We start from the raw sequence: 21,000 nt of genomic DNA on the forward strand, positions 1-21,000 counted from the left end.
GCATGAATACAAAAACTTCCGAAGCAGGGAAAGGGCGAAAGCGCCTGTCTGCTTCGGAAGTTTTTTTTGGTTTGTTAATGAAGTTTGTTAATGAAGATTTCGGCAGAGAATACGGAAGCCATAGGGGTCCAGGCTAATATTCATGATGCCGTCCTCGGTGTCTACCTTTTCATTCGTAAAGGAGTCATACCAGTCATTCTTGACGAGCGGATGTGATAGGGTGCAGGGCTGGTCGGTATTGTTCATCCAGATGATGAAATGAACCTTGTCATCGACGCGCTCATATACCACGCACGGGTCATGAGGATCAGCCTTTAGGAACCGGAAGCGGCCTTCGCGCAGTGCTTTATGCTTGCGCCGTAACCCGATCATAAGCTGGTAGAAATCATACAGCTCCCGCTGCTGCTTATCGGGATCCCACTCCATACATTTGCGGCAATCGGGATCATCGCCGCCGGTCAAGCCAATCTCATCGCCGTAAAAGATACATGGGGTTCCCATATATGTAAACAGAAATACGACGGTCAACTTCATTTTGCGGATGTCATGTCCGACCCGGGTGAGCAAGCGTGGTGTGTCATGGCTGCACAACATGTTGAATACGACTTCATTCGTTTGCTGCGGGTAGCGCATGATCAAGGAGGCCATATTATCAGCAAAGGTACGCCCATCGAGTTCTCCATTGAAGAAGCTCAGCACCTTGTCAGCGAACGGATAATTCATGACGGAATCAAACTCGTCCCCCATTAGCCAGTTCAGGGAATCGGACCAGACCTCGCCGACAATATAAGCCTCCGGGTTCGCACCCTTTACAACCTTGCGGAAGTCTCGCCAGAACTCATGGTCAATCTCATTCGCGACATCGAGTCTCCAGCCATCCAGCTTGATTTCCTTGATCCAATATTCGGCGACGTCGAGCAGGTACTGCTTGACCTCCGGATTCGCTGTATTGAATTTGGGCATATTGGCAAAAAATCCGAACGTATCGTAGGTCGGTATGCCTTCATGCACTGTACATGGAAACTCATTCACATGAAACCAGTCTGCATAGCGGGAGTTCTCTCCGTTCTCCATTACATCCTTGAACGGCCCGAATTGATCACTGCAATGATTGAACACCGCGTCCAACATGACACGAATTCCTCGCTCATGGCAGGCTTCCACCAGCTCCTTCAACAGCTCATTACTGCCCAGATGAGGGTCTACCTGCTTATAGTCTACAATGTCATATTTATGGTTGGAAGGGGAGAGGAATAAGGGGGTAAAATAGATTGCATTAATGCCGAGATCCACCAGGTCATCCAGGTGATCCATTACGCCCTGCAGGTCGCCGCCAAAAAAATTGTCCAGCTGAGGCTGACCGCCCCAAGGCTCCGTGCCCTCAGGGTCATTAGAGGGATCTCCATTGGCAAAGCGCTCCGGCATGATCTGATAAAATACCGCCTCCTTGGCCCAGGCCGGAACCTTAAATACATCAATTTCATGGATGTAAGGAAACTCGAAATAGCCCCCTGGAGGGTAAGGGTAATCAGAGCAGAAGCCATTGTCGATGAGATAGACGGCTTCATCCCCTTTATGGAAGCGGAAGCCGTAAGACAAACGTTTGTACATCGGATTCACGGCACACTCCCAATAATCAAACATCCCGTCAGACGCTGCTTTTTCCATCGTAATCTCAAAATACGTACGATCCCAGTCATATTTATCGCCGGTCAGTGCCATCACACTGTCCACGTCATCCTTCTGGGTGCGGACACGCAAGTGAATGGTTGAAGTATCATAAGCGTAAGCCCACTTGTCTCGGGGAACATGGTAGATTGCTTCGAGCAGCATGGCAGCACCTCCAATACATTTATTCAGTCAGTAGGGTTTAATAACCAGCCAGCTTGTCTATTGAATCAAAACAGGAATTTTTTTCTTCATATTAAAAGAAGGAGGCTGGAATCGGAGAATTGACCATGGTTAAGATAAAATATGCCTGAAATGACTCGTTAATACACAGATCCAGAACTTTTTCATGAAAATAAATGGAAGAGGATTGAATAATCATACACACTGGTCTATAATAACTCAGTCATCAAGATCACCTACAGATACAATGAAGAGGAGAGAGTGCAAACGTGAGAACCAAAATAAAAATGTCCATGCTTATGCTTCTGGTTATGTTGTTGTCTTTTGGCAGCGTGGCTGGCGCTGAGGGTGTGAAAAAGACAATCATTCTGGGCACAAGCGCAGACTATATGCCTTATGAATTTCACAAAACCATTGATGGCGTCGATACCATCGTTGGCTTTGATATTGAAATTGCCAAGGAGATCGCCAAGAATCTGGGTGCGGAGCTGATCATCAAGGATACGTCCTTTGATGCGCTGTTACCGGAGTTAACCAGCGGCCGGGTCGATTTCGTTATTTCTGGCATGAATCCGACGGAGGAGCGCCGCAAGAGCATTGACTTCTCCATCCCGTATTATCGGGCAGAGCAGTCGGTCATCGTCCGCAAGGAGGACGAAGAGAAGTACAGCACTATGGAGAGCCTGGAAGGCGCAAGAATTGGTGTTCAGAAGGCGTCGGTTCAAGAGGGCATCGCCTCGAAGATTTCAAATGCCACGGTAACGTCGCTGGACAAAATCCCGGATCTCCTTCTGCAGCTGGAAAGCGGCAGGGTGGATGCGGTCATCGCCGAGTATCCCATTGCCAACGCCAATATGGATGCTGAAACGATGGCGATCACGGCTGCTGTGCCACAAAGTGAAAATGACGAGTATGCCGTCGGTGTGCGCAAGAACAATGAGGAGCTGCTGAACAGCATTAATCAGACGCTGCAGCGCCTGATCGAGAATGATCTGGTGCAGCAGTATGTGGATGAAGCAGGCGATCTCGCCGCAGGACGCGTGAAGGAGCAGCTGAACACCGTTGAATTTTTTTGGAAATATCGCGACTATTACCTGAAAGGCATTCAATACACTTTGCTGATATCCGCGCTTGGAGTATTTTTCGGCTTTATTCTGGGCCTGCTTCTGGCACTGATGAGAATGTCCGGCTTGGCTGTTCTGCGCTGGATTGCTGTCAGCTATATCGAGGTGCTGCGGGGGACGCCGATGCTGGTGCAGCTCTTCATCATTCATTACAGTTTGACCTCGTTTGGCATTAACTTCACGCCGATCCAGTCCGGTGTATTGACGCTCTCTTTGAATAGCGCAGCCTATCTTGCTGAAATATTCCGGGCAGGCATTCAGGGAGTGGACCGGGGACAGCTGGAAGCCGCGAGGTCCCTCGGGATGAGCCGCAAGCAAGCGATGAGGCATGTCATTCTTCCGCAGGCATTTAAGGGCGTTCTGCCAGCCATCGGCAACGAGTTTATTGTCATCATTAAGGAATCGTCTATCGTGTCTTTTATCGGCGTATTCGATCTGATGTATCAAGCGCAAATTTTGCGGGGCAGCACCTATGCTCCATTAAATCCGCTGCTGGTTGCGGCCATCATATACTTTATACTCACCTTCACGCTCTCGAAGCTGATGGGTGTGCTGGAAAGGAAGCTGAGCTCAAGTGATCAACGTTAAGAATTTGCATAAATCCTTCGGTAAAGTTGATATTTTGAAAGGCATGGATGTGGAGATTCAAAAAGGTGAGGTTGTCGTTGTCATCGGTCCCAGCGGCTCGGGCAAGAGCACCTTTCTCCGCTGCCTGAATCTGCTGGAGGAGCCGACGTCCGGTGAAATTAGGTTTGAAGGCAAGAATATTACCGCGAAGAATCATAACATCAATGAAACCCGGGAAAAGATGGGGATGGTATTTCAGCAATTTAATTTGTTCCCGCATAAAAGCGTGTTAGAGAACATTACTCTGGCACCGATTCAGGTTCAAGGCATGTCATCCGCAGAAGCAGAAGCCATTGCAGATGAGCTGCTCACAACCGTGGGTCTGCTGGACAAGAAAGGGGCGTATCCGTCACAATTGTCCGGCGGCCAAAAGCAGCGGATTGCTATTGCAAGGGCACTCGCCATGCGTCCGCATGTCATGCTGTTTGATGAGCCGACCTCAGCGCTGGACCCTGAAATGGTCGGTGAAGTGCTGGAGGTGATGAAGAAGCTTGCGATGAACGGCATGACCATGGTGATCGTCACGCATGAGATGGGCTTCGCCCGGGAGGTTGGCGACCGCATTCTGTTCATTGACCAGGGCAGCATTGCCGAGGAAGGGACCCCGGAGCAGATTTTCACCCAGGCGAAGCATCCTCGTACCCGGGAGTTTCTGAGCAAGGTTCTGTAATAGGGTGTTTCAATTCTAAGCCGGTTCCTCTATTGGAGGTTCCGGCTTCTTTTTCGTCGCTTTGATTGGCAGCATTTTCATGCGGAATTAGTTACAAAATCGTGATATATTTGTAACCAACTTACCACAGGAGGCAGCTAGATGAACAGACGTTTGCGAAACAAAAGGATGCAGAGCAGTAAAGCATTAAAATGGTTTACCGCCGCCATGATGGCATGCACCATGACCGCTGGACTTGCAATTCCAAAAGCAGAAGCAGCACGGATACATACAGCCAAGCAAGGAGATACCTTTTATTTGTTATCCAAGCAGTATAACGTGAATCTGACTACGCTGATGAAGGAGAATCCTTCCATTCACGCTCTGAACATTTATCCCGGTCTAAAGATTACAATTCCTGGCACCAGCACGAAGCCAGGTGTGTTTGTACCAAGCCTGAATGTCTTCCCAGACCAAAAGATCGTCGAGGCTTGGGGGAAAACCTTTAGCTACAGTAAGACGCTGGGGGTCAGAGCGACGGCCTATTCCTCGGACGCTGCCGAGAACGGGGGCTGGGGGGCTGTGGATTACTTCGGCAACCCTCTTGTGCTGGGCACTATTGCTGTAGACCCCAAGGTCATTCCCTTAGGCACCAAGGTGCTGGTGACCGGACATGCGCATCCTGGACTGCCTAAAAAAGCCTTTGTAGCTGTTGCACGGGATATTGGCGGAGCGATTAAAGGCAATAAGATCGACATCTTTATCCCTGGTTCTCAGCAGTCAGTCAGAATGTTCGGATTTCAGGATATCAAGCTTTATTTCATTCAATAATTCAACAAGGCCGCTTCCGTGGATGCTCTGGAAGCGGCCTTATGATGTTATGAGGCGCAGATCGGTTCGGTTCAACGCGGCTCAGACAAAGACAATAGCTCAGGTAAGGTAACAAACTCATAGCCTTGGCTGCGAAGCTCGGTAATAATCTCCGGCAAAGCCTCAATCGTACCACTCAAATCCGAGCCGGTTCCTCCGCCTGCATGCTGCAGCACGATGGCCCCCGGACCGGCTGCTGACAATACATTGCTCTTCACCTCATCTTTGCCGAGCCCTTTCCAGTCCAGGGAGTCCACGTTCCAATTTACAATCTTGTATTGGTGCTTACGTGCCCAAAGCAGTTGTTCTTCAGTAATATCGCCGTAAGGGGGACGAATGAGCAAGGTGGCCTCGCCAGTAATCTTCTGAATGATCTCATTCGTACGTTGAATCTGATCCTGAAATTGGGCCAGGCTCAGCTTGCCGAACTGAGCGTGATTGTATGAATGGTTGCCGATGGCATGCCCTTCCTGCTTCATTCGAAGAACAAGCTCGGGATGCTTTTCGGCCCGGCTGCCGACCACGAAGAAGGTCGCTTTGACGCCATGCTCTTTCAAGGCATCCAGCACCTGGGGGGTGAAGCGCGGATCAGGCACATCATCAAAAGTTAAAGCGATTTGCTGTGAAGAGAGCCCCTTAGTACGAAAGGTGTCCGGATACTTTTTGATCAACTGACTTAAGGTCAGAGGATCTGACCGTCCGCTCCGCGGGTTGGTGTCTATGCTGCTGGAAGCCATAGCAGCTTCCGGTGATGACATCAGCAACACGACCAGGAGCATCAGACATCTGCTGATGAAGGCAGTGTATTTCACAAGACTCCGCTCCTTTTTGTTTTTTTATGGTATTCCCTGGCAGCGGTGAAAATATGCTATGGGGATGAATATTAAAGCATTCCAGCGTTTTGGATGCCTGGTTTAAAGGGTGTATAATAAAGGAGCGTGAACTATTTAAGCACGGAAGGAATGAATGTTGTGGCTGACTTATTTACACCATATAGCTTTCATAATTTAACGTTAAAAAACCGGATCGTCATGCCTCCCATGTGTCAATATTCCGTTCAGGCGGAGGATGGCAAGCCTAATGACTGGCATTTCGTCCATTATGTCAGCCGTGCTGTCGGTGGAACGGGTCTCATTATCGTAGAAATGACGGCAGTCGAGCCGGACGGCCGAATTACGAATCGGGATACCGGTATATGGAGTGATGAGCATATTCCGGCATATCGCAGGATTGTGGAAAGTGTTCATACCTATGGCACCAAAATCGGAATTCAGCTCGGTCATGCGGGACGAAAGGCGCAGGATGCGGATCCGCCAGCAGCTCCTTCCAATATTCCGTTTAGCTCCACCTATAAAATGCCTGCAGCGATGTCAGCTGAGGACATTGAGAATGTGATCAACTCTTTTCGGGAGGGGGCCAGACGGGCGGTGGAAGCGGGCTTTGATACGGTTGAAATTCACGGTGCCCACGGATACTTGATCCATCAGTTTCATTCGCCGCTTAGCAACGAGCGCGAGGATGAATACGGACAGGATTACGCTCTCTTCGGTGAGCGCGTAGTTCAAGCGGTCAAAGAAGTTGTGCCTGCCGGCATGCCGATTATGATGCGGGTGTCTGCAATGGAATATGTGGATGGCGGCTATGGCTTGGATTACTGCGCAGAAATATGCCAAAGGTACAAGGCTGCGGGAGTTGATCTCTTTCATGTGACTTCCGGAGGAGAGGGTCCCATTGGCTCCGACGGAGGGCCGAAGGCGGTGCCGGGGTACCAGGTGGAGATGGCCTCTGCATTGAAGCAGAAGCTGCAGGTGCCAGTGATCGCCGTCGGGCTGCTTGATGAATATCAGGCGGCGCAGGAGGTGGTATTGTCTGGTAAAGCGGATCTGGTAGCCGTAGGCCGGGGGATGCTAAACGACCCGTACTGGGCGCTGCATGCCTCCCATGCACTGCAGGGTGAACAGAAGGTGCCGAAAGCCTACGAGCGTGGCTTTCCCAAAAAATAATGAATTCTCGTGCATTTTCGTGAAACCATGCGCAGCCTGCTGCGTATTCATTTAGCAAGTGAACCTACTAATAAGAAAATTTCAGGAGGAACAATACCATGTCCATTTTCAAAAGACTGCGTGATCTGACCATGTCCAATATCAATGCGATGATCGATAAGGCCGAGGATCCCATCAAGCTGACGGATCAATACATTCGGGATATGACAGAAGACCTGGAGGATGCCGAGAAGGCCGTAGCAGCACAGATCGCGATTGAGAAGCGCTTTAAGGCTCTGTTCGAAGAGCAGCAGGCGCTGGCCGAGAAGCGTACGCAGCAGGCTCATACTGCAGCACAGGCACAGAACGTGGATCTGGCGCGCCGGGCGCTGGAGGAGAAGAAGACGGCTGAAGCCAAGCGGGATGAATACAAGGCAAGCTATGATCAGAACAAGGCTGCCGCCGATAATCTTCGTGCCAAGCTGGACGAAATGCGCAAGCAGCTGACCGCGATGAAGAACAAGCGCGAGACCCTGGTTGCCCGTTATAATGCAGCTAAAGCTCAAACCGAAATTAACAAAGCGATGAACGGCTTCAGCAGTGACTCCGCATCATCAGGGCTGAAGCGCATGGAAGAGAAAATGCTTCAGATGGAGGCACGTGCCGAGGCGGGCAATGAGCTGAACGCCAAAGAGAAGTCGCTGGATGATGAGTTTGAAGCGCTGGGCAAGGATAAGGCCGTTGAAGACGAGCTGGCAGCGCTGATGAAGCAATACGAGAACAAGAACGAATAGCAGTAAGCCGCTGCTGGAACAGCGGCGGATCCATGGATCATAACGGAGGAGAATGAGCGCTGGATGCGAGCTTTTCCTCCGTTTTCCATGAGGTTACAAGCCTATTATGACGGAGGTTGAGTATGACTTTTGAAATGATCTTAGGAATCAGCATTTGGACCGGGGTTGGCGCGCTGCTGCTGTTTATCCTGATGTATGTAGATTCGCTGTTTACGAAATACAAGGATCTCGAGGAAGTGAAGAAAGGGAATATGGCCGTGACAGCCAGGCTGATCATGAAGTTGTTTGCACAGGGCTATATTCTTTCTGTATCGATTCAGACCTCACCGGATCTGGTGGAAGCCATTGTCGTGTCGGTCGTCTCCTTTATTATCCTCTTTATTGTGGAGCGGCTGACGGAGTGGATGCTCAAGCTGCTGGGTGGCATCAATCTGGATCTGGGCACTCAGCAGGGCAAGACGGGCTATGGATTATTTGCAGGCTCGCTCCATATTGTAGGAGCATTAATTATTACAGCCTGCCTGTAAAGATATTTATGAACGATAGGAGCCGCTTATCATGAGTGTATGGAAACGAATCCGCAATCTAATGACCAAGCCCGAGCCGCCGAAGCGGGAGAAAAGCATGCTGGAGCTGTCGCCGGGAGATATATGCGAGGTTTCTCTCGTGACCTACGAGGTAACAGGCCGCGTACATAATCGCGGCAGAAATGCAGTGATGCTCACCCTGCAGGACGGCAATACGACCATGTATTTGCAGATTGAAGAGCGCGAAACGCTCCAGTATAGATTGTATGAGCCGATTGATGGGCGATTGGATAACCCGCATGAGGTTCCGACCACGATTGAGCTGGATGACAGGATGTATCATTTGGAGGAAGAGTACGGCGGAATGGTTACGCTTGCCGGCCGAACCCCGTTTACTCAAAATGGCGAGCAGCACGTCTGGCAGCATCAGTCTGATGACTACCGACTGGTTCGTGTGGAATGGCAGAATGGAAGGTTTATGCTCTACGAAGGGGAGAAAGTCATACCGGGAGATGTTAAGGTCATCCGGGCAACCTAGGAGTGGTTAAATGAAGCAACGCTCAATGCTGTTTGTTAAATTATTGCTGGTTCTCAGCTTTCTCGTGTCGATTCTCAGCGGCTGCGGGACGCCGCCAGATGTGAAATCCAGCTATCCGCTGGAATCGGTCAACCGGATGGACAATGCGTCCTCCTATGTGTACCGGGCAGAGAATAAGAGTGTTCCCATCGTCGCCCAGGAGCTTGCGGCAGATACCGCGCCGGATGAAATGTCGAAGGAAGACACCGAGCGGATGTTCCTGGTGTATGGAGATGATATCTATCATTTGCAGCAGGATCCTGAAAAGCCGGAGGACACGCTGGTAGAGATCAGCTCCAGAGAATATGTAAGGCAGAATTATGATTCCAGCTTTCTGCAAGGGTATTTGACGGCTGTGCTGATCGGCAATCTGTTTGATGCTCTGGATGGACGGGGGGGCGGCTACCGGGGATATACAAGCCGGGAGGTGTACCAGCCCAAAGCCGGTACGTATAAGGTACCAACCGCTGATGATAAGAAGCTGGCTCCGCCCCTGACCTCTGATCGAAGCGGAAAGATTACGCGCCGCGGTCAGGATTCAGTAGGGTCAAGCGGCAGCATTTTCAAGCGGCCTTCTGATAATAGCAGTAAGGGCACGATTAGCCGCGACAAAAGCAGCGGCAGCAGCGGAGGAGGGCTGTTCTCTCCGCCTAAGCGTTCCTATACGAAGCCCAAAACGAGCTTCGGTTCCGGCAAAATCGGCCGCCGCGGCCGAAGATAAGGTTCTTGACGGGACCGTCTGATGCGATCACCTTCGCATCAGGCGGTCTCTTTTTATTACATTATTTTTACAATTCCGACAAAAGACATAATATTTACGTAACAATTCATCATTATGCTAGGAATGTATGAACAATTGGACAAGGGGTGGAGCACTTGAATAAAACGATGGATCGTAAAACATTTCTTTCTTACTTGGGTACTGGAACTGCCGCATTGGCGGCAGCATCTGCCGGCCTGGGACTGCTGGAAGGAAAAGCATCAGCGATGACCGGAACCGCCGATCACCTATTCGGGTTCAAAACCAACAAGGTTAGCGGATACTTCAATCCCATTGAGCCTACGGATGTTGATGAATTGGTACTTCCTAAAAACTTCAAATATGACGTTGTAGCCGCTTTTGACGATGTCATCAACTCGGCCGGCGAGAAATTCGGCTCTGGCTGCGACTACAATGCCTTTTTCCCGCTGAAGGGCTCGAACGTGCGCGGATTGCTCGTAACGAATCATGAGTACTCCACCATTTTCTCCATCGGTCCGGTGAAGGACGGAAAAATGACCGCAGATCAAATTCAGAAAAATTTGTATTACCTCGGCATGTCTGTCATTGAGGTGTACCGTGATGAAAATGGTGTCTGGAAAATGGATACCCGTTCGTCCTACGCACGCCGTATTAACGGCTTCACTCCTTTCCAGCTGACCGGTCCGGCCAAGGGGATCCCAGCGCTTAAGGGAGCTACATCCGTTCAAGGTACGTTTGCAAACTGCTCCGGCGGGGTGACGCTGTGGAATACCGTGCTTTCATGCGAAGAGAACTTTGAAGATACCGCTGCTGTATCCAAGCTTCCGGATACTCATTACGGCTGGGTTGTTGAGGTTGATCCGTTTGACAAATCCTATCTCAGAAAGCATACCGCACTGGGTCGCTTTAACCACGAGAATACCGCCATGGGCCTTGCAGCAGACGGCCGGGTTGTCGTTTATATGGGCGATGACAAAAAGGACGCTTGTGTGTACAAATTTATTAGCAAGAACAAGTACGATAAGAGCAAGGGCCGCGGCAACTCTGCATTGCTGGAAGACGGAACGCTGTATGTGGCTAATCTGAAGAGTGGTAAGTGGCTCCCTATTACGCTTGCAGAAGTGAGCAAGGCTGCGGCGAAGGATCCAAGCCTCAAGAACAAGTTCAAATCCCAGGGCGACGTAGTTACATACTGTCAGGAGGCTGCCAAGCTGGTGGGTGGAACACCGACAGACCGTCCGGAGGATATCGAGATTTCACCATTTGATAACACCGTGTTCATCTGTCATACGAACAATGACAGCCATGGCAATATTCACGGCCATATCACACGTATTTTTGAAGCAGGGAATGACCTCGGCGCCATGGAGTTTGATTTTGAAATTTTCGCTGCCGGCGGACGCCAATCCGGCTTCAGCGCACCGGATAACCTCGCTTTTGATTCCAACGGTGATCTGTGGGTCGTTACAGATATTTCGAGCAGCAGCCAGAATAAAGGCGTACATAAGTCCTTTAAAAACAATGGCATGTTCGTCATTCCAACCAGCGGTCCGGATCAAGGCAAAGCCATGCAATTTGCTTCAGGTCCTGTAGAATCCGAGCTGACCGGCCCTTATTTCACACCGGACGAGCAGACGCTGTTCCTTTCCATTCAGCATCCGGGAGAAACGACACAAGACCTGAGCAATCCGACCAGCACCTGGCCTCATCGCCGTGGCGAGAATATGGCACGCTGCGGTGTGGTCGCAATTAGCGGCTTCAAGCTGCAGTAGGACAGGCACTCATCCATAGAAGAGAAAGGAGCTAGAATATGCCATTTGGAAATATTGGAGTCGGTGGTCTTATATTGATCCTGATCATCGCGTTGATTATTTTCGGACCCTCCAAGCTGCCAGAGCTCGGCCGGGCATTCGGCCGGACACTGAGCGAGTTTAAAGGGGCTACGCGCGGATTGGTGAACGGGGATGAAGAGGAGAATATGAAGAATGATCAAGCATCTGCTGCAACGGTCTCTAAACCGCAGAGCTGATCCCAATGCGCAAAATGCGATCCAGCATCTGGAGGAGCTGCGCCGGCGTTTAATCACCGTGTTCACTGCGTTCCTGGTATCCATGGCCGCTGCCTTGATCGGTGTCAAGCCGATGTATGCCTGGCTGGTCCGGGATCTGGATCAGAAGCTGATCCTGCTCGGTCCCTCGGATGTGATCTGGGTGTATATGGTCATTGCGGCAGTGGCGGCACTGGTGGTGACGCTTCCCATCGCAGCCTACCAGATCTGGAGGTTTGTGCAGCCAGCCCTTCCGGATCACGGCCGGCGTGCTGCTCAAGTCTTCATTCCGCTGATCAGTGTGCAGTTTGTGCTGGGAATCAGCTTCGGGTATTTCGTGCTTTTTCCCATGGTCTATGAGTTTATGAAGGGGATGGCTGCGGGAAGCTTTGAAACGATGTATACCGCGCAGAAGTATTTCACCTTTCTGGTGCATATGACCGTGCCCTTCGGTGTACTGTTCGAGATGCCGGTCGTCATCGTCTTTCTGACGAAGCTGGGAATTCTGAACCCCGAGAGGCTGTCCAAATCACGGAAAATGGCTTATTTTCTACTCTGTATTATCGCTGTAACCATCACACCGCCAGATATCATGTCCGATCTCATTGTGATCGTGCCGCTGTTTCTGCTGTACGAGATCAGCATTGGACTATCGAAAGCGGTATACATGAGAAGCGCCCAGCTTGACCCCGGCAAAGGCTAGCTCAAAGAGGCTGTTCTGTAAAGATCTGCGGATCTTTCGGAGCGGCTTTTTTGTTTACGGAAACCTATTAGTGAGGAGAAACGGTTTGCACTTTGAGGGCTAAAGAGGATATAACAGTAGTAGGATGAACAGCAGAGGGAGGCACGAAGCATTGAGTACAGATCGGTTTACACGTAAAGCGCTGCAGGTTCCTGCAGCGCAGGAATTGGTATTATCTCATGTAGCAGCAGGGCACACAGAATTGATTTCGACGGTAACCAGTGACGGGAGAACCCTAGCGGAAACGGTTCAGGCACCCCATGACTACCCCGCTTTTCGAAGATCCGGCATGGATGGGTATGCGGTTCGGGCACAAGACACAGTACCGGATGACGGAGAATTACCGTGGCTGGAGGTCATTGACGATGTGCCCTGCGGAGCGGTGCCGAAGGAGGCAATAACCGCAGGGACAGCGGCCAGAATTATGACCGGAGCCCAGGTTCCGGAAGGGGCTGACGCTGTAGTTATGCTGGAGGTGGCAGAGCAACGCGTGGAGAACGGCAGGAAGCTGGTCGCTGTGAAAAAGCCAGCCGCAAGCGGACAGCATATTACGCCCATCGGCTTTGAGATTCCTTCCGGTGAGGTTCTCCTCAAACCAGGCCGGCTGATTGGTCCTGGAGAGCTGTCAGTGCTTGCCACCTTCGGAGTCCATCAGGTGAATGTGTACCGCAAGCCGGTCGTGGGTATTTTCTCCACAGGGAGTGAGCTTCTGAATATTACAGACCCTTTGGAGCCGGGGAAAATCCGCAATAGCAACACCCACATGCTCGCGGCTCAAATTGTAGAGGCGGGCGCCGAGCCGGTGGTCATGGACGCGATTCCTGACGACATCGAGCTGGCAAAGGCAAAGGTCGAAGAAGCCTTGAAGGCTTACGACCTGGTCGTGACGACAGGAGGCGTTTCTGTCGGAGATTATGATATTATGGGGGATCTGGTGCGAAGCGGTTCGATGGATATGCTGTTTAACAAGGTGGCCATGCGGCCCGGCAGTGTTACTACAGCTGCGGTACAGGACGGACGCCTGCTATTTGCTCTTTCCGGCAATCCGGGTGCCTGTTATGTCGGCTTCCTGCTCTTTGTACGGCCGGCCATTCGCAAAATGCTCGGCATGCCTAAAGACAAGCTGCGGCTCCCAAGCTGGAGCGCAAAACTGGGCCGAGCCTATACAAAAGTGAACAACTTTACTCGCTTTGTCAGAGGTACCCTGGAGGTATCGGACGGACAAGTCGTGGCCTATCCCGCACAGCTGGATGAATCCAGCGTCATGGTGACGATCAAGGACAGCTCATGCTTGATCATTATTCCTCCAGAGCTGAAGGGGGCCTCTGAGGGAACAGAGGTGAACGTCCTGCTGCTGCCGGGAGCTCTGCATTGAGCGGTCAGGTCATCCTTCAAATTACAGGGTATAAGAATAGCGGCAAAACCACCTTGATCTCTTCTTTAATTCCCTGGTTGAAGCGGAGAGGCCACAGAGTGGCGGTCATCAAGCATGATGGTCATGATTTTCAGATGGACCACACGGGCACAGACACCTCATGTTTCATAGAGTCTGGCGCCGAGGCAGCACTGATCTCCTCACCATTTCGTATGGCAGTCCTCAGACAGCGTCCAATGGAGCTGGAGGAGCTCATAGGCGAGGTCGATGATTGCATCGACTGGATTGTAGTCGAGGGCTTCAAGCAAGAGTGCTATCCCAAGCTGGTGCTGCTCTCCGGCTTTCAGGATGTAAGCCTGGTGGGGGGATTGAGCCACATTCTCGCAGTTGTCGTGCATCCGGACATGGCAAAGGAACCGCAGCGCCTGCAAGCCTTGCAACAGGAAGCAGAAGCTACGGTACCTTGGTTTAGCCGGGAGGATCGAAATCATATTTTTGAGCATCTCTATTCGCAGCTCTCAATCCGATGAGTCATTGCGCCGTTCAATAGCCTGGGACATCGTCTTGTCGGTCAGATGGGCGTATACCTCGGTCGTTTCCGTTGAAGCGTGTCCAAGCTGCTCCTTGGTTTTGTAAATATCGTTCTGGAGATAATAATCGGTAGCAAAGGAGTGTCTCAGCTTGTGCACAGTCAGGAAAGGCTTGCCAAACCGCTTGGCGTATTTAATGATCATCGCTTGAATCGCCCGTTTGGTCATTCGAGATCCTTCTTTCTGACCGTTACGAATGGCGACAAACAGTGCTTTTTCTTTCTTGGGCACGTGATAACGATGAGGTCTGAGAGCGATATAATGCTCCAAATCATCCTTGGCCTGGTTGCGGAAATAGACCGGAGATTTGAAGGTTTCGTCATTATTGCCTTTTCTGTAGACGTGCAGCATTTTGTTGCCAAGATCCAGATCATCAACATTCAAATTGACGACCTCCGACACTCGAAGACCCGAGTTCAAAATCAGGCTGACGATACAGGCATCCCGTTCTGAATTTAATCCGTGGGCGAACAGAGCTTGTTTGTTATCAGCAACATCCAGTGCATATCCTTCATGGATATAGGAGATGAATTCAATCAGCTCATCTTCCTCCAGAATTTTGCCTTTCAATTTAGCGGCGGTGTCCTTGGGCTTATGTATTCTTTTGTTTTCGATTTTGGCCATAATGTTGCGCTTGAGCAAGGGGTAGAAGTTTTCATCTTCCGCAATTTGACTTAAATAGTGAAAAAGGGAGCGCAGGGACGAAAGCTTCCTGGATACGGTAATCCTTGAATTGGTTCCTTCACGTCGGGTCGTCAAATAGAGTCGAAAGCCCGTAACGTCCTCCATTCGAAGCGTTTCCAGCTCCTCCAGCTTGATATGGCGGTTATCTTCACTGAGTGAGAGGCCTTCAGCCCGCAGCCAGTTGAAAAAGGTTTCATAATCTCTTACATATTCAAGCAGCGTGGAGGGAGACAGATCAGGCAGCTTATAGTCAATAAACTGCTGCACGTACCAAGGCATGGAAGGGACCTTTTCATCCAGCTTGGTACGGTCGATGACTTTTTGAATATTCATGGGAGGTGTAAACTCCTTTCCTTCACTGAGAACATATGTTGCTTCTAGCTTCATCATATCAGATATGAGGGAGCTGCGAAATGAAGAAGTGTAGTGGCTTGGTATTCTATGACGAAGGGACAGTGAACCTGATGAGAGCGGCATCTGAAGCTCATATGAGACTGAGCCTGCTTCCAGCAAGGCAGAAACAGATTATTCACAATTTGATGCAGTTTTATTTTTACGATTTTACGGAGTTTCTGGATTTTGACGTTAATGCTGAGGGGATGTATAGTGCGTATCCGGATTTGGAGCTGTTTTTTACAAGCCGGGGAGATAAATTCCCGTTTCTTATCACGTACCAGCAGCAGCCCGCCGGGTTTGCCTTGGTTGAACGGATCGATACCGCGGCGGCGGATTATTATCTGACGGAGTTTTTTGTCATGAAAAAGTATCGCCGGAGCGGGCTGGGCACCTGGGCAGCGAAGGAGCTGTTTGACCGCTTGCAGGGAAGCTGGAAGGTGACGGAGGTCGCATCCAATGTCCCGGCTCAGGCCTTCTGGCGAAAAGTCATTCATGCGTATACGAACGGCAGCTACCGAGAAGAGAGAGATCCGGAGAGCGGGAACCCCTCGCAGTATTTGCAGAGCCGTAGAATGAATAAGACCCAGACCCATCAGCATGAATCACAATGACATTTAAACGAAGGAGTGTGGATTATGGAAAGAAGAGCCTTTGGCAATACAGGCATGAATGTGAGTATACTCGGTTTTGGAGGTTCGGAAATACGGGATTCTGATCAAGCCACGGTGAATCGGCTGCTGCACTCAGCGCTGGATGCGGGACTAAACATGATTGATACGGCTGAATGCTATGGAAGCAGCGAGGAGTTGATCGGACAAGCCTTGAAAGGACGCAGAAGCGAAGCGTATCTGTTTACGAAATGTGGACATGCCGATGGGATTGCCGGTCACAATTGGGATCCAAAGGTACTCGCAGGCACGATCGACCGCAGCTTAAAGCGGCTTCAGGTAGATAATGTGGACGTGATTCATCTGCATAGCTGTTCTGCAGAAATATTGCGGCAAGGTGACGTGATTGAAGTGCTGCAGCGGGCTAAAGAGGCCGGTAAAACCCGATTCATCGGCTACAGCGGAGATGCTGATGACGCCTATGCTGCCGTTCAGAGTGGAGTATTTGACAGCTTTCAAACCTCACTTAATATTGCAGATCAGCAGTCTATTGAGCTGACCATTCCGGTAGCAGCCCAACGAGGCATGGGGATCATTGCCAAACGTCCGATTGCGAACGTAGCCTGGAAGCATGAGACGATGGAGAAGGATCATTACGGGTTTCCGTATTGGGAGAGATTGAAGAAGCTGCAGTATGAATTTCTTCAGGATACGGATGCGGATTCAGACGTAGAACAAGCGTTAAAATTTACGCTTAGTGTTCCGGGTGTAGCTACTGCTATTGTGGGAACGAATAATCCAAATCGCTGGCAGCAGAATGCCAGTCTGCTCGCGGGCGGCTCTGCCTTGAGTCAGCCTGCTTATGAAGCCATCCGCGCACGCTGGAAAGAAATATCGAGCGAGGATTGGATTGGCCAAATATAGCTCGATCATAGATCAGTGAGCGAAGCATCGTGAAGCAAGCTTTTGATTCACTAAGCCTACAAAACGATTACTCCCATCGCAGGTGGGAAAATTGTGCTCAGCCCGGCGTAATAACCGGGCTTTTTTTGATTTTTATGGTATGAGCAATATCTGAGTAAATAATAAATATTATGTAAACTTTATAATTTCAACATATGAAAAATTCACAATAGAATTTAAAATTATGATCGTGTCAATGAGTGTTCCATGCTTGAGGTACGAAGTCAACATTCGTTTGATGAAATACTAAAATCGTGCCGGGCCGCTTTTTCATAAACGACAATATGTGCTAAAGTGAAACTTAGAATTTCAACCGGACCTCAGGAGTGATCAGGAGAATGAACGCACGATATTTAAAGCCTTATTTGTGGCTCAAGTTAGCTGCACTATTTATCATTCTATTAAGCGGCTGCGGTGGGGAAGAAGGGCGGGGCTCGAAGGAAAAAATAACGTTAACAGTATCCGCAGCATCCAGCCTGAGAGATGCTCTTGAAAAGCTGGAGCTGGCGTTTGTTGAAGTTCACCCGGAGATCCAGCTACAGTTCAATTTCGGGTCATCCGGCAGTCTGCGTCAGCAGATTGAGGAGGGCGCACCGGTCGATTTGTTTATTTCGGCCTCCTCTGAGGAAATGCAGAGTCTAGTCACTCAGCAGCTTGTAGAGCCACATCAGCAGACGCCGTTATTAAGTAACTCGATCGTTGTTGTCACAGCCCCGGAGAGAGCAGGAGAGATTAAGACGATTCAGGACCTGGCGGGAGAGAACATCAACAAGATCGCCCTAGGCATACCCGAGAGTGTACCGGCGGGGCGCTATGCAAAAGAAAGCTTGCAGGCTGCGGGTCTATGGGAGGATGTACAAGATCATATGATTCAAGCGAAGGACGTCAGGCAGGTGCTTCAATATGTAAAAACAGGGAATGTGGATGCCGGTTTTGTCTATCAATCCGATGCCCAAACCACCGATCAAGCTGTTATTGCATTAAAGCCTGATCGTTCTACATATTCGGCTGTAATCTATCCGATCGGCATTGTGAAAGCGACGAAGTACACAGAACAAGCCCAACAACTATACGATTTTCTCCGGGGAGATGAAGCCATTTTACAATTTCAATCCTATGGCTTCGATGTTGTAGAATGATACTGAATCACGTGAGTTGGAGTGAATTCTGGTCACCTGTGTTACTGTCTTTGCGGATCGCTTTGCTTTCCAGTATCGCTGTGCTTCTGCTGGGCCTGGCAGCTGCCTGGATGATGACCCGCCGACCTGTCATCCGAGGAAGAGTGATCATTGAAACGGTGTTTATGCTGCCACTGGTTCTTCCTCCTACAGTGGTGGGATTTATTCTGCTCAAGCTGTTAGGTCGAAAAAGCTGGATGGGTCAATGGATTGAAACCTTATTTTCTTCACCTATCATATTCACATGGTGGGCTGGAGTCATAGCTTCGGTCGTCGTTGCCTTCCCGCTTGTGTATCAGACGATGAAGGTAGGCTTTAGATCGGTCGATCACCATCTGGAAGAAGCCGGTCGATCCATCGGGGCAAGTGAATGGCAGGTATTTCGTCATATTACGCTCCCGCTTGTACTGCCATCCCTAATCTCTGCCTGGATTCTAGGCTTTGCACGCAGCCTTGGAGAATTTGGGGCAACGTTAATGATCGCCGGCAATATTCCTGGCCAAACTCAAACGGTACCGACAGCCATTTACGTCGCTGTAGACACCGGAAATATGCCGATGGCTTGGATCTGGACCTATGCTATGATTTTCATATCATCCATGCTGCTACTGGCTACCAACTATCGCGCTCGAGATTAAACACCTTTTGAACTGTCGAAACGGCTGAAGCAGCCGTTTTTTTGTTATTATAGCTGCCCTAATTAAATTATTTCATTATGTGAAAAATTCAGAATAGTAAATATAAACTTTTCTAGTCACTATACAATAACCCATCAGTCAGATGAATCTAAAATTAACGTAAAAAGGAGGGAATTGTGCATTTATTCACAACTGGCAATAAGGCAATAAGCAATTAAGATTGTTGTTTCAACCTAAGTAGGCGCTGAGGTTCAAATAAACTGACGCTAATATGGGGGCTTGTCAATCAATTGTTTTCCGGCGAGATGTATTAAGGGGTCCCGCCAACAAAACGCGAAAAACGTACGCTAAGCGATCATTTCTCCCAATAACCCGGATTTCCCGTACGCTAAGGAAATCCGGAATTTATATTCGCCAGATGCTACGCTTAGCTTGACGGGGATTTTAGCGGACGTAAACCCTTCAACGCCTTGATTTGCTTGATGTCAAACTTGTATTCTCCCAAGAAATTGATGTGTTCCCATCCGAACGGAGAAATGTGCTTCAAAAGTTCTTCGTTCAATTGTCTGTTGTCTCTCATAAATTCTGTCGCTCGGGTTAAATAAACCGTGTTCCATACGCTTATTGCATTGATGATAATGTTTAACGCGCTGGCCCGCTGAAGCTGGTCTTGAAGCGCCCGTTCCCGGAGTTCCCCTCGCCTCCCAACAAAGATCGCTCTGGCCAATTCATTCATGGCTTCCCCTTTATTCAATCCTCGATGTATTTTTCGCTGCATCGCCTCGCTTGAGAGGTAATCCAGAATGAAGATCGTTTTTTCAATTCGCCCCATTTCTCGGAGTGCCGTTGCTAATCGGTTCTGACTTGCATATGAGCCTAATTTCTCCATAATCAACGATGCAGAGACTGTACCTTCCCGGATAGGGGTAGTACCAGCGAAGCTGACACCACCCGCAAAGTAGATGTAATTAAATGGTCTTCGTTGTGTTTGTCTCTTATTTTGCAGTTCTCTTTTCTCGTTAAATAATGATTTGACACTTTCTTAGCTGAAGATTCCAGCGTTACTGTAAGTGCTAACTGTATGCATAAATACGGTAATTACAAGTCTGAATAAAAAATCCTTCAAGTGAGAGTAATCCTGATCCTATTACCACCCATGGGTAACGTCTAATATGGTAAAAACGTAAAAACAAGCCGTATCCATTTGGGCACGGCTTGTTTTTATCTTATTCCGGACTAGACGCAGGAATTGCTGGTCGTTCTGATGCAAGAGGAGCTGTGGACGGGTCTCTTGGCTTACTTTTAGTCCAAGTATCGCCATTTAAAATCGGAGATTGCCACCAATAAAAATCTCTATAAACCAAATCGGCCGTTAAGAATACAATGAGTTGTCCAGTTTTATCCTGGATACTTAAATCATATTGAGTTATGCCGGTTCCAGATGATTCATTAAGTTTTGAAATAATCATCTCGATCTCTGGAATGGAATCATTGACTTTAGCAAGATCCACTTGTTGAATAACCATGTTGACCAGATTCCCTTCTAGCGGACTTTTGCTAATCTCTAGTTTACTAACCGTAAGCCCTTGATCCGACAATCCCTTTGACAAAAAGCTCTTTACATTAAGATCATCCAATTTTACTTCCGGCTTTTTTACAAAGTCGGGGATCGCAGTAATATCATTGATGGTTGAATCATAAATCACTTTCCCCTGTTTACCCGAAAACTTGACTTTCAGATCTTTGATACCTAGGATCTTGTTTGAGCCGCTCCTTATTTCGTTTCGAATATTGCGAATGGCCTTAATATCCTCGGGCGTCATTTGGTCAGTACCTTCTGATTGAATTCCTACTTGAAGAACTTTTCCAGACATGGACATGCTTTTGACTATCACTCCTTTCTCCGCTAATCGATTGCTAATGGGCGCAGTGTCCAAAGAGCTTGCAGACGAAATGAAACTAAATGCTAACACACTGCTTAATATAGCAGCAGCGCCTGCGATTACAATCCACTTTTTCATGGAAACACCCCTTCA

At 49.3% G+C, this 21,000-nt stretch carries 21 protein-coding genes and 1 pseudogene; 17 read left to right on the plus strand and 5 right to left on the minus strand.

What is annotated here, in order from left to right:
* Positions 1 to 87: 87 nt before the first annotated feature.
* Positions 88 to 1,833 carry an alpha-glycosidase gene (locus tag ACH6EH_RS01545; protein ID WP_397330814.1) on the minus strand — a complete coding sequence of 582 codons (1,746 nt, stop codon included), beginning with the start codon at positions 1,831 to 1,833 and terminating at the stop codon, positions 88 to 90.
* 305 nt (positions 1,834 to 2,138) lie between these two features.
* On the opposite strand from ACH6EH_RS01545, the gene ACH6EH_RS01550 reads away from it, so the two are divergent.
* The 3 genes from ACH6EH_RS01550 (at position 2,139) to ACH6EH_RS01560 (ending at position 5,082) form a co-directional block, all read left to right on the plus strand.
* Positions 2,139 to 3,563 (plus strand): ABC transporter substrate-binding protein/permease, encoded by a 1,425-nt coding sequence (locus ACH6EH_RS01550; RefSeq protein ID WP_397330948.1) that lies wholly within the window; start codon positions 2,139 to 2,141, stop codon positions 3,561 to 3,563.
* Positions 3,550 to 4,272: an amino acid ABC transporter ATP-binding protein gene (locus ACH6EH_RS01555; RefSeq protein ID WP_397330815.1), complete on the plus strand. Its 723-nt coding sequence runs from the start codon at positions 3,550 to 3,552 to the stop codon at positions 4,270 to 4,272. The genes ACH6EH_RS01550 and ACH6EH_RS01555 overlap by 14 nt, the downstream gene beginning before the upstream one ends.
* A gap of 141 nt (positions 4,273 to 4,413) precedes the next feature.
* Positions 4,414 to 5,082 carry a 3D domain-containing protein gene (locus tag ACH6EH_RS01560; RefSeq protein WP_397330816.1) on the plus strand — a complete coding sequence of 223 codons (669 nt, stop codon included), beginning with the start codon at positions 4,414 to 4,416 and terminating at the stop codon, positions 5,080 to 5,082.
* A 71-nt stretch (positions 5,083 to 5,153) separates the two neighbouring features.
* Here the strand turns inward: ACH6EH_RS01560 and ACH6EH_RS01565 are convergent, their stop codons facing one another.
* The gene (locus ACH6EH_RS01565; protein WP_397330949.1) at positions 5,154 to 5,858 is read right to left on the minus strand and encodes a polysaccharide deacetylase family protein; all 705 of its coding nucleotides are present in this window, start codon (positions 5,856 to 5,858) and stop codon (positions 5,154 to 5,156) included.
* 234 nt (positions 5,859 to 6,092) lie between these two features.
* Here ACH6EH_RS01565 and ACH6EH_RS01570 point away from each other — a divergent pair, with 234 nt between their 5' ends.
* The 10 genes from ACH6EH_RS01570 (at position 6,093) to mobB (ending at position 14,437) form a co-directional block, all read left to right on the plus strand.
* A complete protein-coding gene (locus ACH6EH_RS01570; protein ID WP_397330950.1) occupies positions 6,093 to 7,124 on the plus strand; it encodes an NADH:flavin oxidoreductase/NADH oxidase in 1,032 nt (343 codons plus the stop codon).
* 98 nt (positions 7,125 to 7,222) lie between these two features.
* Positions 7,223 to 7,897: a PspA/IM30 family protein gene (locus ACH6EH_RS01575; RefSeq protein ID WP_138225782.1), complete on the plus strand. Its 675-nt coding sequence runs from the start codon at positions 7,223 to 7,225 to the stop codon at positions 7,895 to 7,897.
* Between the two features lie 122 nt (positions 7,898 to 8,019).
* A complete protein-coding gene (locus ACH6EH_RS01580) occupies positions 8,020 to 8,424 on the plus strand; it encodes a DUF350 domain-containing protein (protein ID WP_138225783.1) in 405 nt (134 codons plus the stop codon).
* Positions 8,425 to 8,455: 31 nt separating this feature from the next.
* Entirely contained in the window at positions 8,456 to 8,962 is a 507-nt protein-coding gene (locus ACH6EH_RS01585) for a DUF4178 domain-containing protein (protein ID WP_138225784.1), read from the plus strand.
* Positions 8,963 to 8,972: 10 nt separating this feature from the next.
* Complete coding sequence (locus ACH6EH_RS01590; RefSeq protein WP_138225785.1) at positions 8,973 to 9,722, plus strand: DUF4247 domain-containing protein; 750 nt, start codon at positions 8,973 to 8,975, stop codon at positions 9,720 to 9,722.
* 167 nt (positions 9,723 to 9,889) lie between these two features.
* A complete protein-coding gene (locus ACH6EH_RS01595; RefSeq protein ID WP_397330817.1) occupies positions 9,890 to 11,515 on the plus strand; it encodes a PhoX family protein in 1,626 nt (541 codons plus the stop codon).
* A gap of 38 nt (positions 11,516 to 11,553) precedes the next feature.
* On the plus strand, positions 11,554 to 11,772 hold the full coding sequence (tatA, locus tag ACH6EH_RS01600; RefSeq protein ID WP_397330818.1) for a twin-arginine translocase TatA/TatE family subunit: 219 nt from the start codon (positions 11,554 to 11,556) through the stop codon (positions 11,770 to 11,772).
* Positions 11,729 to 12,493, plus strand: a complete 765-nt coding sequence (gene tatC, locus ACH6EH_RS01605) for a twin-arginine translocase subunit TatC (protein ID WP_208202745.1) — start codon at positions 11,729 to 11,731, stop codon at positions 12,491 to 12,493. Before tatA ends, tatC begins: the two co-directional genes overlap by 44 nt.
* Positions 12,494 to 12,617: 124 nt before the next feature.
* Positions 12,618 to 13,907 (plus strand): molybdopterin molybdotransferase MoeA, encoded by a 1,290-nt coding sequence (locus tag ACH6EH_RS01610; protein WP_397330819.1) that lies wholly within the window; start codon positions 12,618 to 12,620, stop codon positions 13,905 to 13,907.
* Entirely contained in the window at positions 13,904 to 14,437 is a 534-nt protein-coding gene (gene mobB / locus ACH6EH_RS01615) for a molybdopterin-guanine dinucleotide biosynthesis protein B (protein WP_397330820.1), read from the plus strand. Before ACH6EH_RS01610 ends, mobB begins: the two co-directional genes overlap by 4 nt.
* On the opposite strand, the gene xerS is transcribed toward mobB, so the two are convergent.
* Positions 14,426 to 15,514 carry a tyrosine recombinase XerS gene (xerS, locus tag ACH6EH_RS01620; protein ID WP_397330821.1) on the minus strand — a complete coding sequence of 363 codons (1,089 nt, stop codon included), beginning with the start codon at positions 15,512 to 15,514 and terminating at the stop codon, positions 14,426 to 14,428. The two genes, mobB and xerS, sit on opposite strands and share 12 nt — an antisense overlap.
* 131 nt (positions 15,515 to 15,645) lie before the next feature.
* Here xerS and ACH6EH_RS01625 point away from each other — a divergent pair, with 131 nt between their 5' ends.
* From ACH6EH_RS01625 to modB, 4 genes are all read left to right on the plus strand, one after another.
* Complete coding sequence (locus ACH6EH_RS01625; RefSeq protein WP_397330951.1) at positions 15,646 to 16,188, plus strand: GNAT family N-acetyltransferase; 543 nt, start codon at positions 15,646 to 15,648, stop codon at positions 16,186 to 16,188.
* A 24-nt stretch (positions 16,189 to 16,212) separates the two neighbouring features.
* Complete coding sequence (locus ACH6EH_RS01630) at positions 16,213 to 17,109, plus strand: aldo/keto reductase (protein ID WP_208202739.1); 897 nt, start codon at positions 16,213 to 16,215, stop codon at positions 17,107 to 17,109.
* A gap of 377 nt (positions 17,110 to 17,486) precedes the next feature.
* Positions 17,487 to 18,287, plus strand: a complete 801-nt coding sequence (modA, locus tag ACH6EH_RS01635; protein ID WP_397330822.1) for a molybdate ABC transporter substrate-binding protein — start codon at positions 17,487 to 17,489, stop codon at positions 18,285 to 18,287.
* Positions 18,284 to 18,964, plus strand: a complete 681-nt coding sequence (gene modB, locus ACH6EH_RS01640; RefSeq protein ID WP_397330823.1) for a molybdate ABC transporter permease subunit — start codon at positions 18,284 to 18,286, stop codon at positions 18,962 to 18,964. Before modA ends, modB begins: the two co-directional genes overlap by 4 nt.
* A gap of 427 nt (positions 18,965 to 19,391) precedes the next feature.
* Here modB and ACH6EH_RS01645 read toward each other — a convergent pair.
* Both ACH6EH_RS01645 and ACH6EH_RS01650 read right to left on the minus strand, forming a co-directional pair.
* Positions 19,392 to 19,886 (minus strand): annotated as a pseudogene (locus tag ACH6EH_RS01645) (Tn3 family transposase); the annotation flags it as partial.
* 304 nt (positions 19,887 to 20,190) lie between these two features.
* Complete coding sequence (locus tag ACH6EH_RS01650; RefSeq protein WP_397330824.1) at positions 20,191 to 20,985, minus strand: hypothetical protein; 795 nt, start codon at positions 20,983 to 20,985, stop codon at positions 20,191 to 20,193.
* Between the last annotated feature and the right edge of the window lie 15 nt (positions 20,986 to 21,000).

Source organism: Paenibacillus sp. JSM ZJ436 (assembly GCF_044383795.1).
Classification (GTDB): Bacteria; Bacillota; Bacilli; order Paenibacillales; family Paenibacillaceae; genus Paenibacillus_AQ; species Paenibacillus_AQ algicola.

Coding starts and splice junctions, on each gene's coding strand:
- ACH6EH_RS01545 (WP_397330814.1), bottom strand. CDS start 1,833: ATGCTGCTCGAAGCAATCTACCATGTTCCCCGAGACAAGTGGGCTTAC.
- ACH6EH_RS01550 (WP_397330948.1), top strand. CDS start 2,139: ATGTCCATGCTTATGCTTCTGGTTATGTTGTTGTCTTTTGGCAGCGTG.
- ACH6EH_RS01560 (WP_397330816.1), top strand. CDS start 4,414: ATGAACAGACGTTTGCGAAACAAAAGGATGCAGAGCAGTAAAGCATTA.
- ACH6EH_RS01565 (WP_397330949.1), bottom strand. CDS start 5,858: ATGGCTTCCAGCAGCATAGACACCAACCCGCGGAGCGGACGGTCAGAT.
- ACH6EH_RS01575 (WP_138225782.1), top strand. CDS start 7,223: ATGTCCATTTTCAAAAGACTGCGTGATCTGACCATGTCCAATATCAAT.
- ACH6EH_RS01580 (WP_138225783.1), top strand. CDS start 8,020: ATGACTTTTGAAATGATCTTAGGAATCAGCATTTGGACCGGGGTTGGC.
- ACH6EH_RS01585 (WP_138225784.1), top strand. CDS start 8,456: ATGAGTGTATGGAAACGAATCCGCAATCTAATGACCAAGCCCGAGCCG.
- ACH6EH_RS01590 (WP_138225785.1), top strand. CDS start 8,973: ATGAAGCAACGCTCAATGCTGTTTGTTAAATTATTGCTGGTTCTCAGC.
- ACH6EH_RS01595 (WP_397330817.1), top strand. CDS start 9,890: ATGGATCGTAAAACATTTCTTTCTTACTTGGGTACTGGAACTGCCGCA.
- tatA (WP_397330818.1), top strand. CDS start 11,554: ATGCCATTTGGAAATATTGGAGTCGGTGGTCTTATATTGATCCTGATC.
- tatC (WP_208202745.1), top strand. CDS start 11,729: ATGATCAAGCATCTGCTGCAACGGTCTCTAAACCGCAGAGCTGATCCC.
- ACH6EH_RS01610 (WP_397330819.1), top strand. CDS start 12,618: ATGAACAGCAGAGGGAGGCACGAAGCATTGAGTACAGATCGGTTTACA.
- xerS (WP_397330821.1), bottom strand. CDS start 15,514: ATGAATATTCAAAAAGTCATCGACCGTACCAAGCTGGATGAAAAGGTC.
- ACH6EH_RS01625 (WP_397330951.1), top strand. CDS start 15,646: ATGAGAGCGGCATCTGAAGCTCATATGAGACTGAGCCTGCTTCCAGCA.
- ACH6EH_RS01630 (WP_208202739.1), top strand. CDS start 16,213: ATGGAAAGAAGAGCCTTTGGCAATACAGGCATGAATGTGAGTATACTC.
- modA (WP_397330822.1), top strand. CDS start 17,487: ATGAACGCACGATATTTAAAGCCTTATTTGTGGCTCAAGTTAGCTGCA.
- modB (WP_397330823.1), top strand. CDS start 18,284: ATGATACTGAATCACGTGAGTTGGAGTGAATTCTGGTCACCTGTGTTA.
- ACH6EH_RS01650 (WP_397330824.1), bottom strand. CDS start 20,985: ATGAAAAAGTGGATTGTAATCGCAGGCGCTGCTGCTATATTAAGCAGT.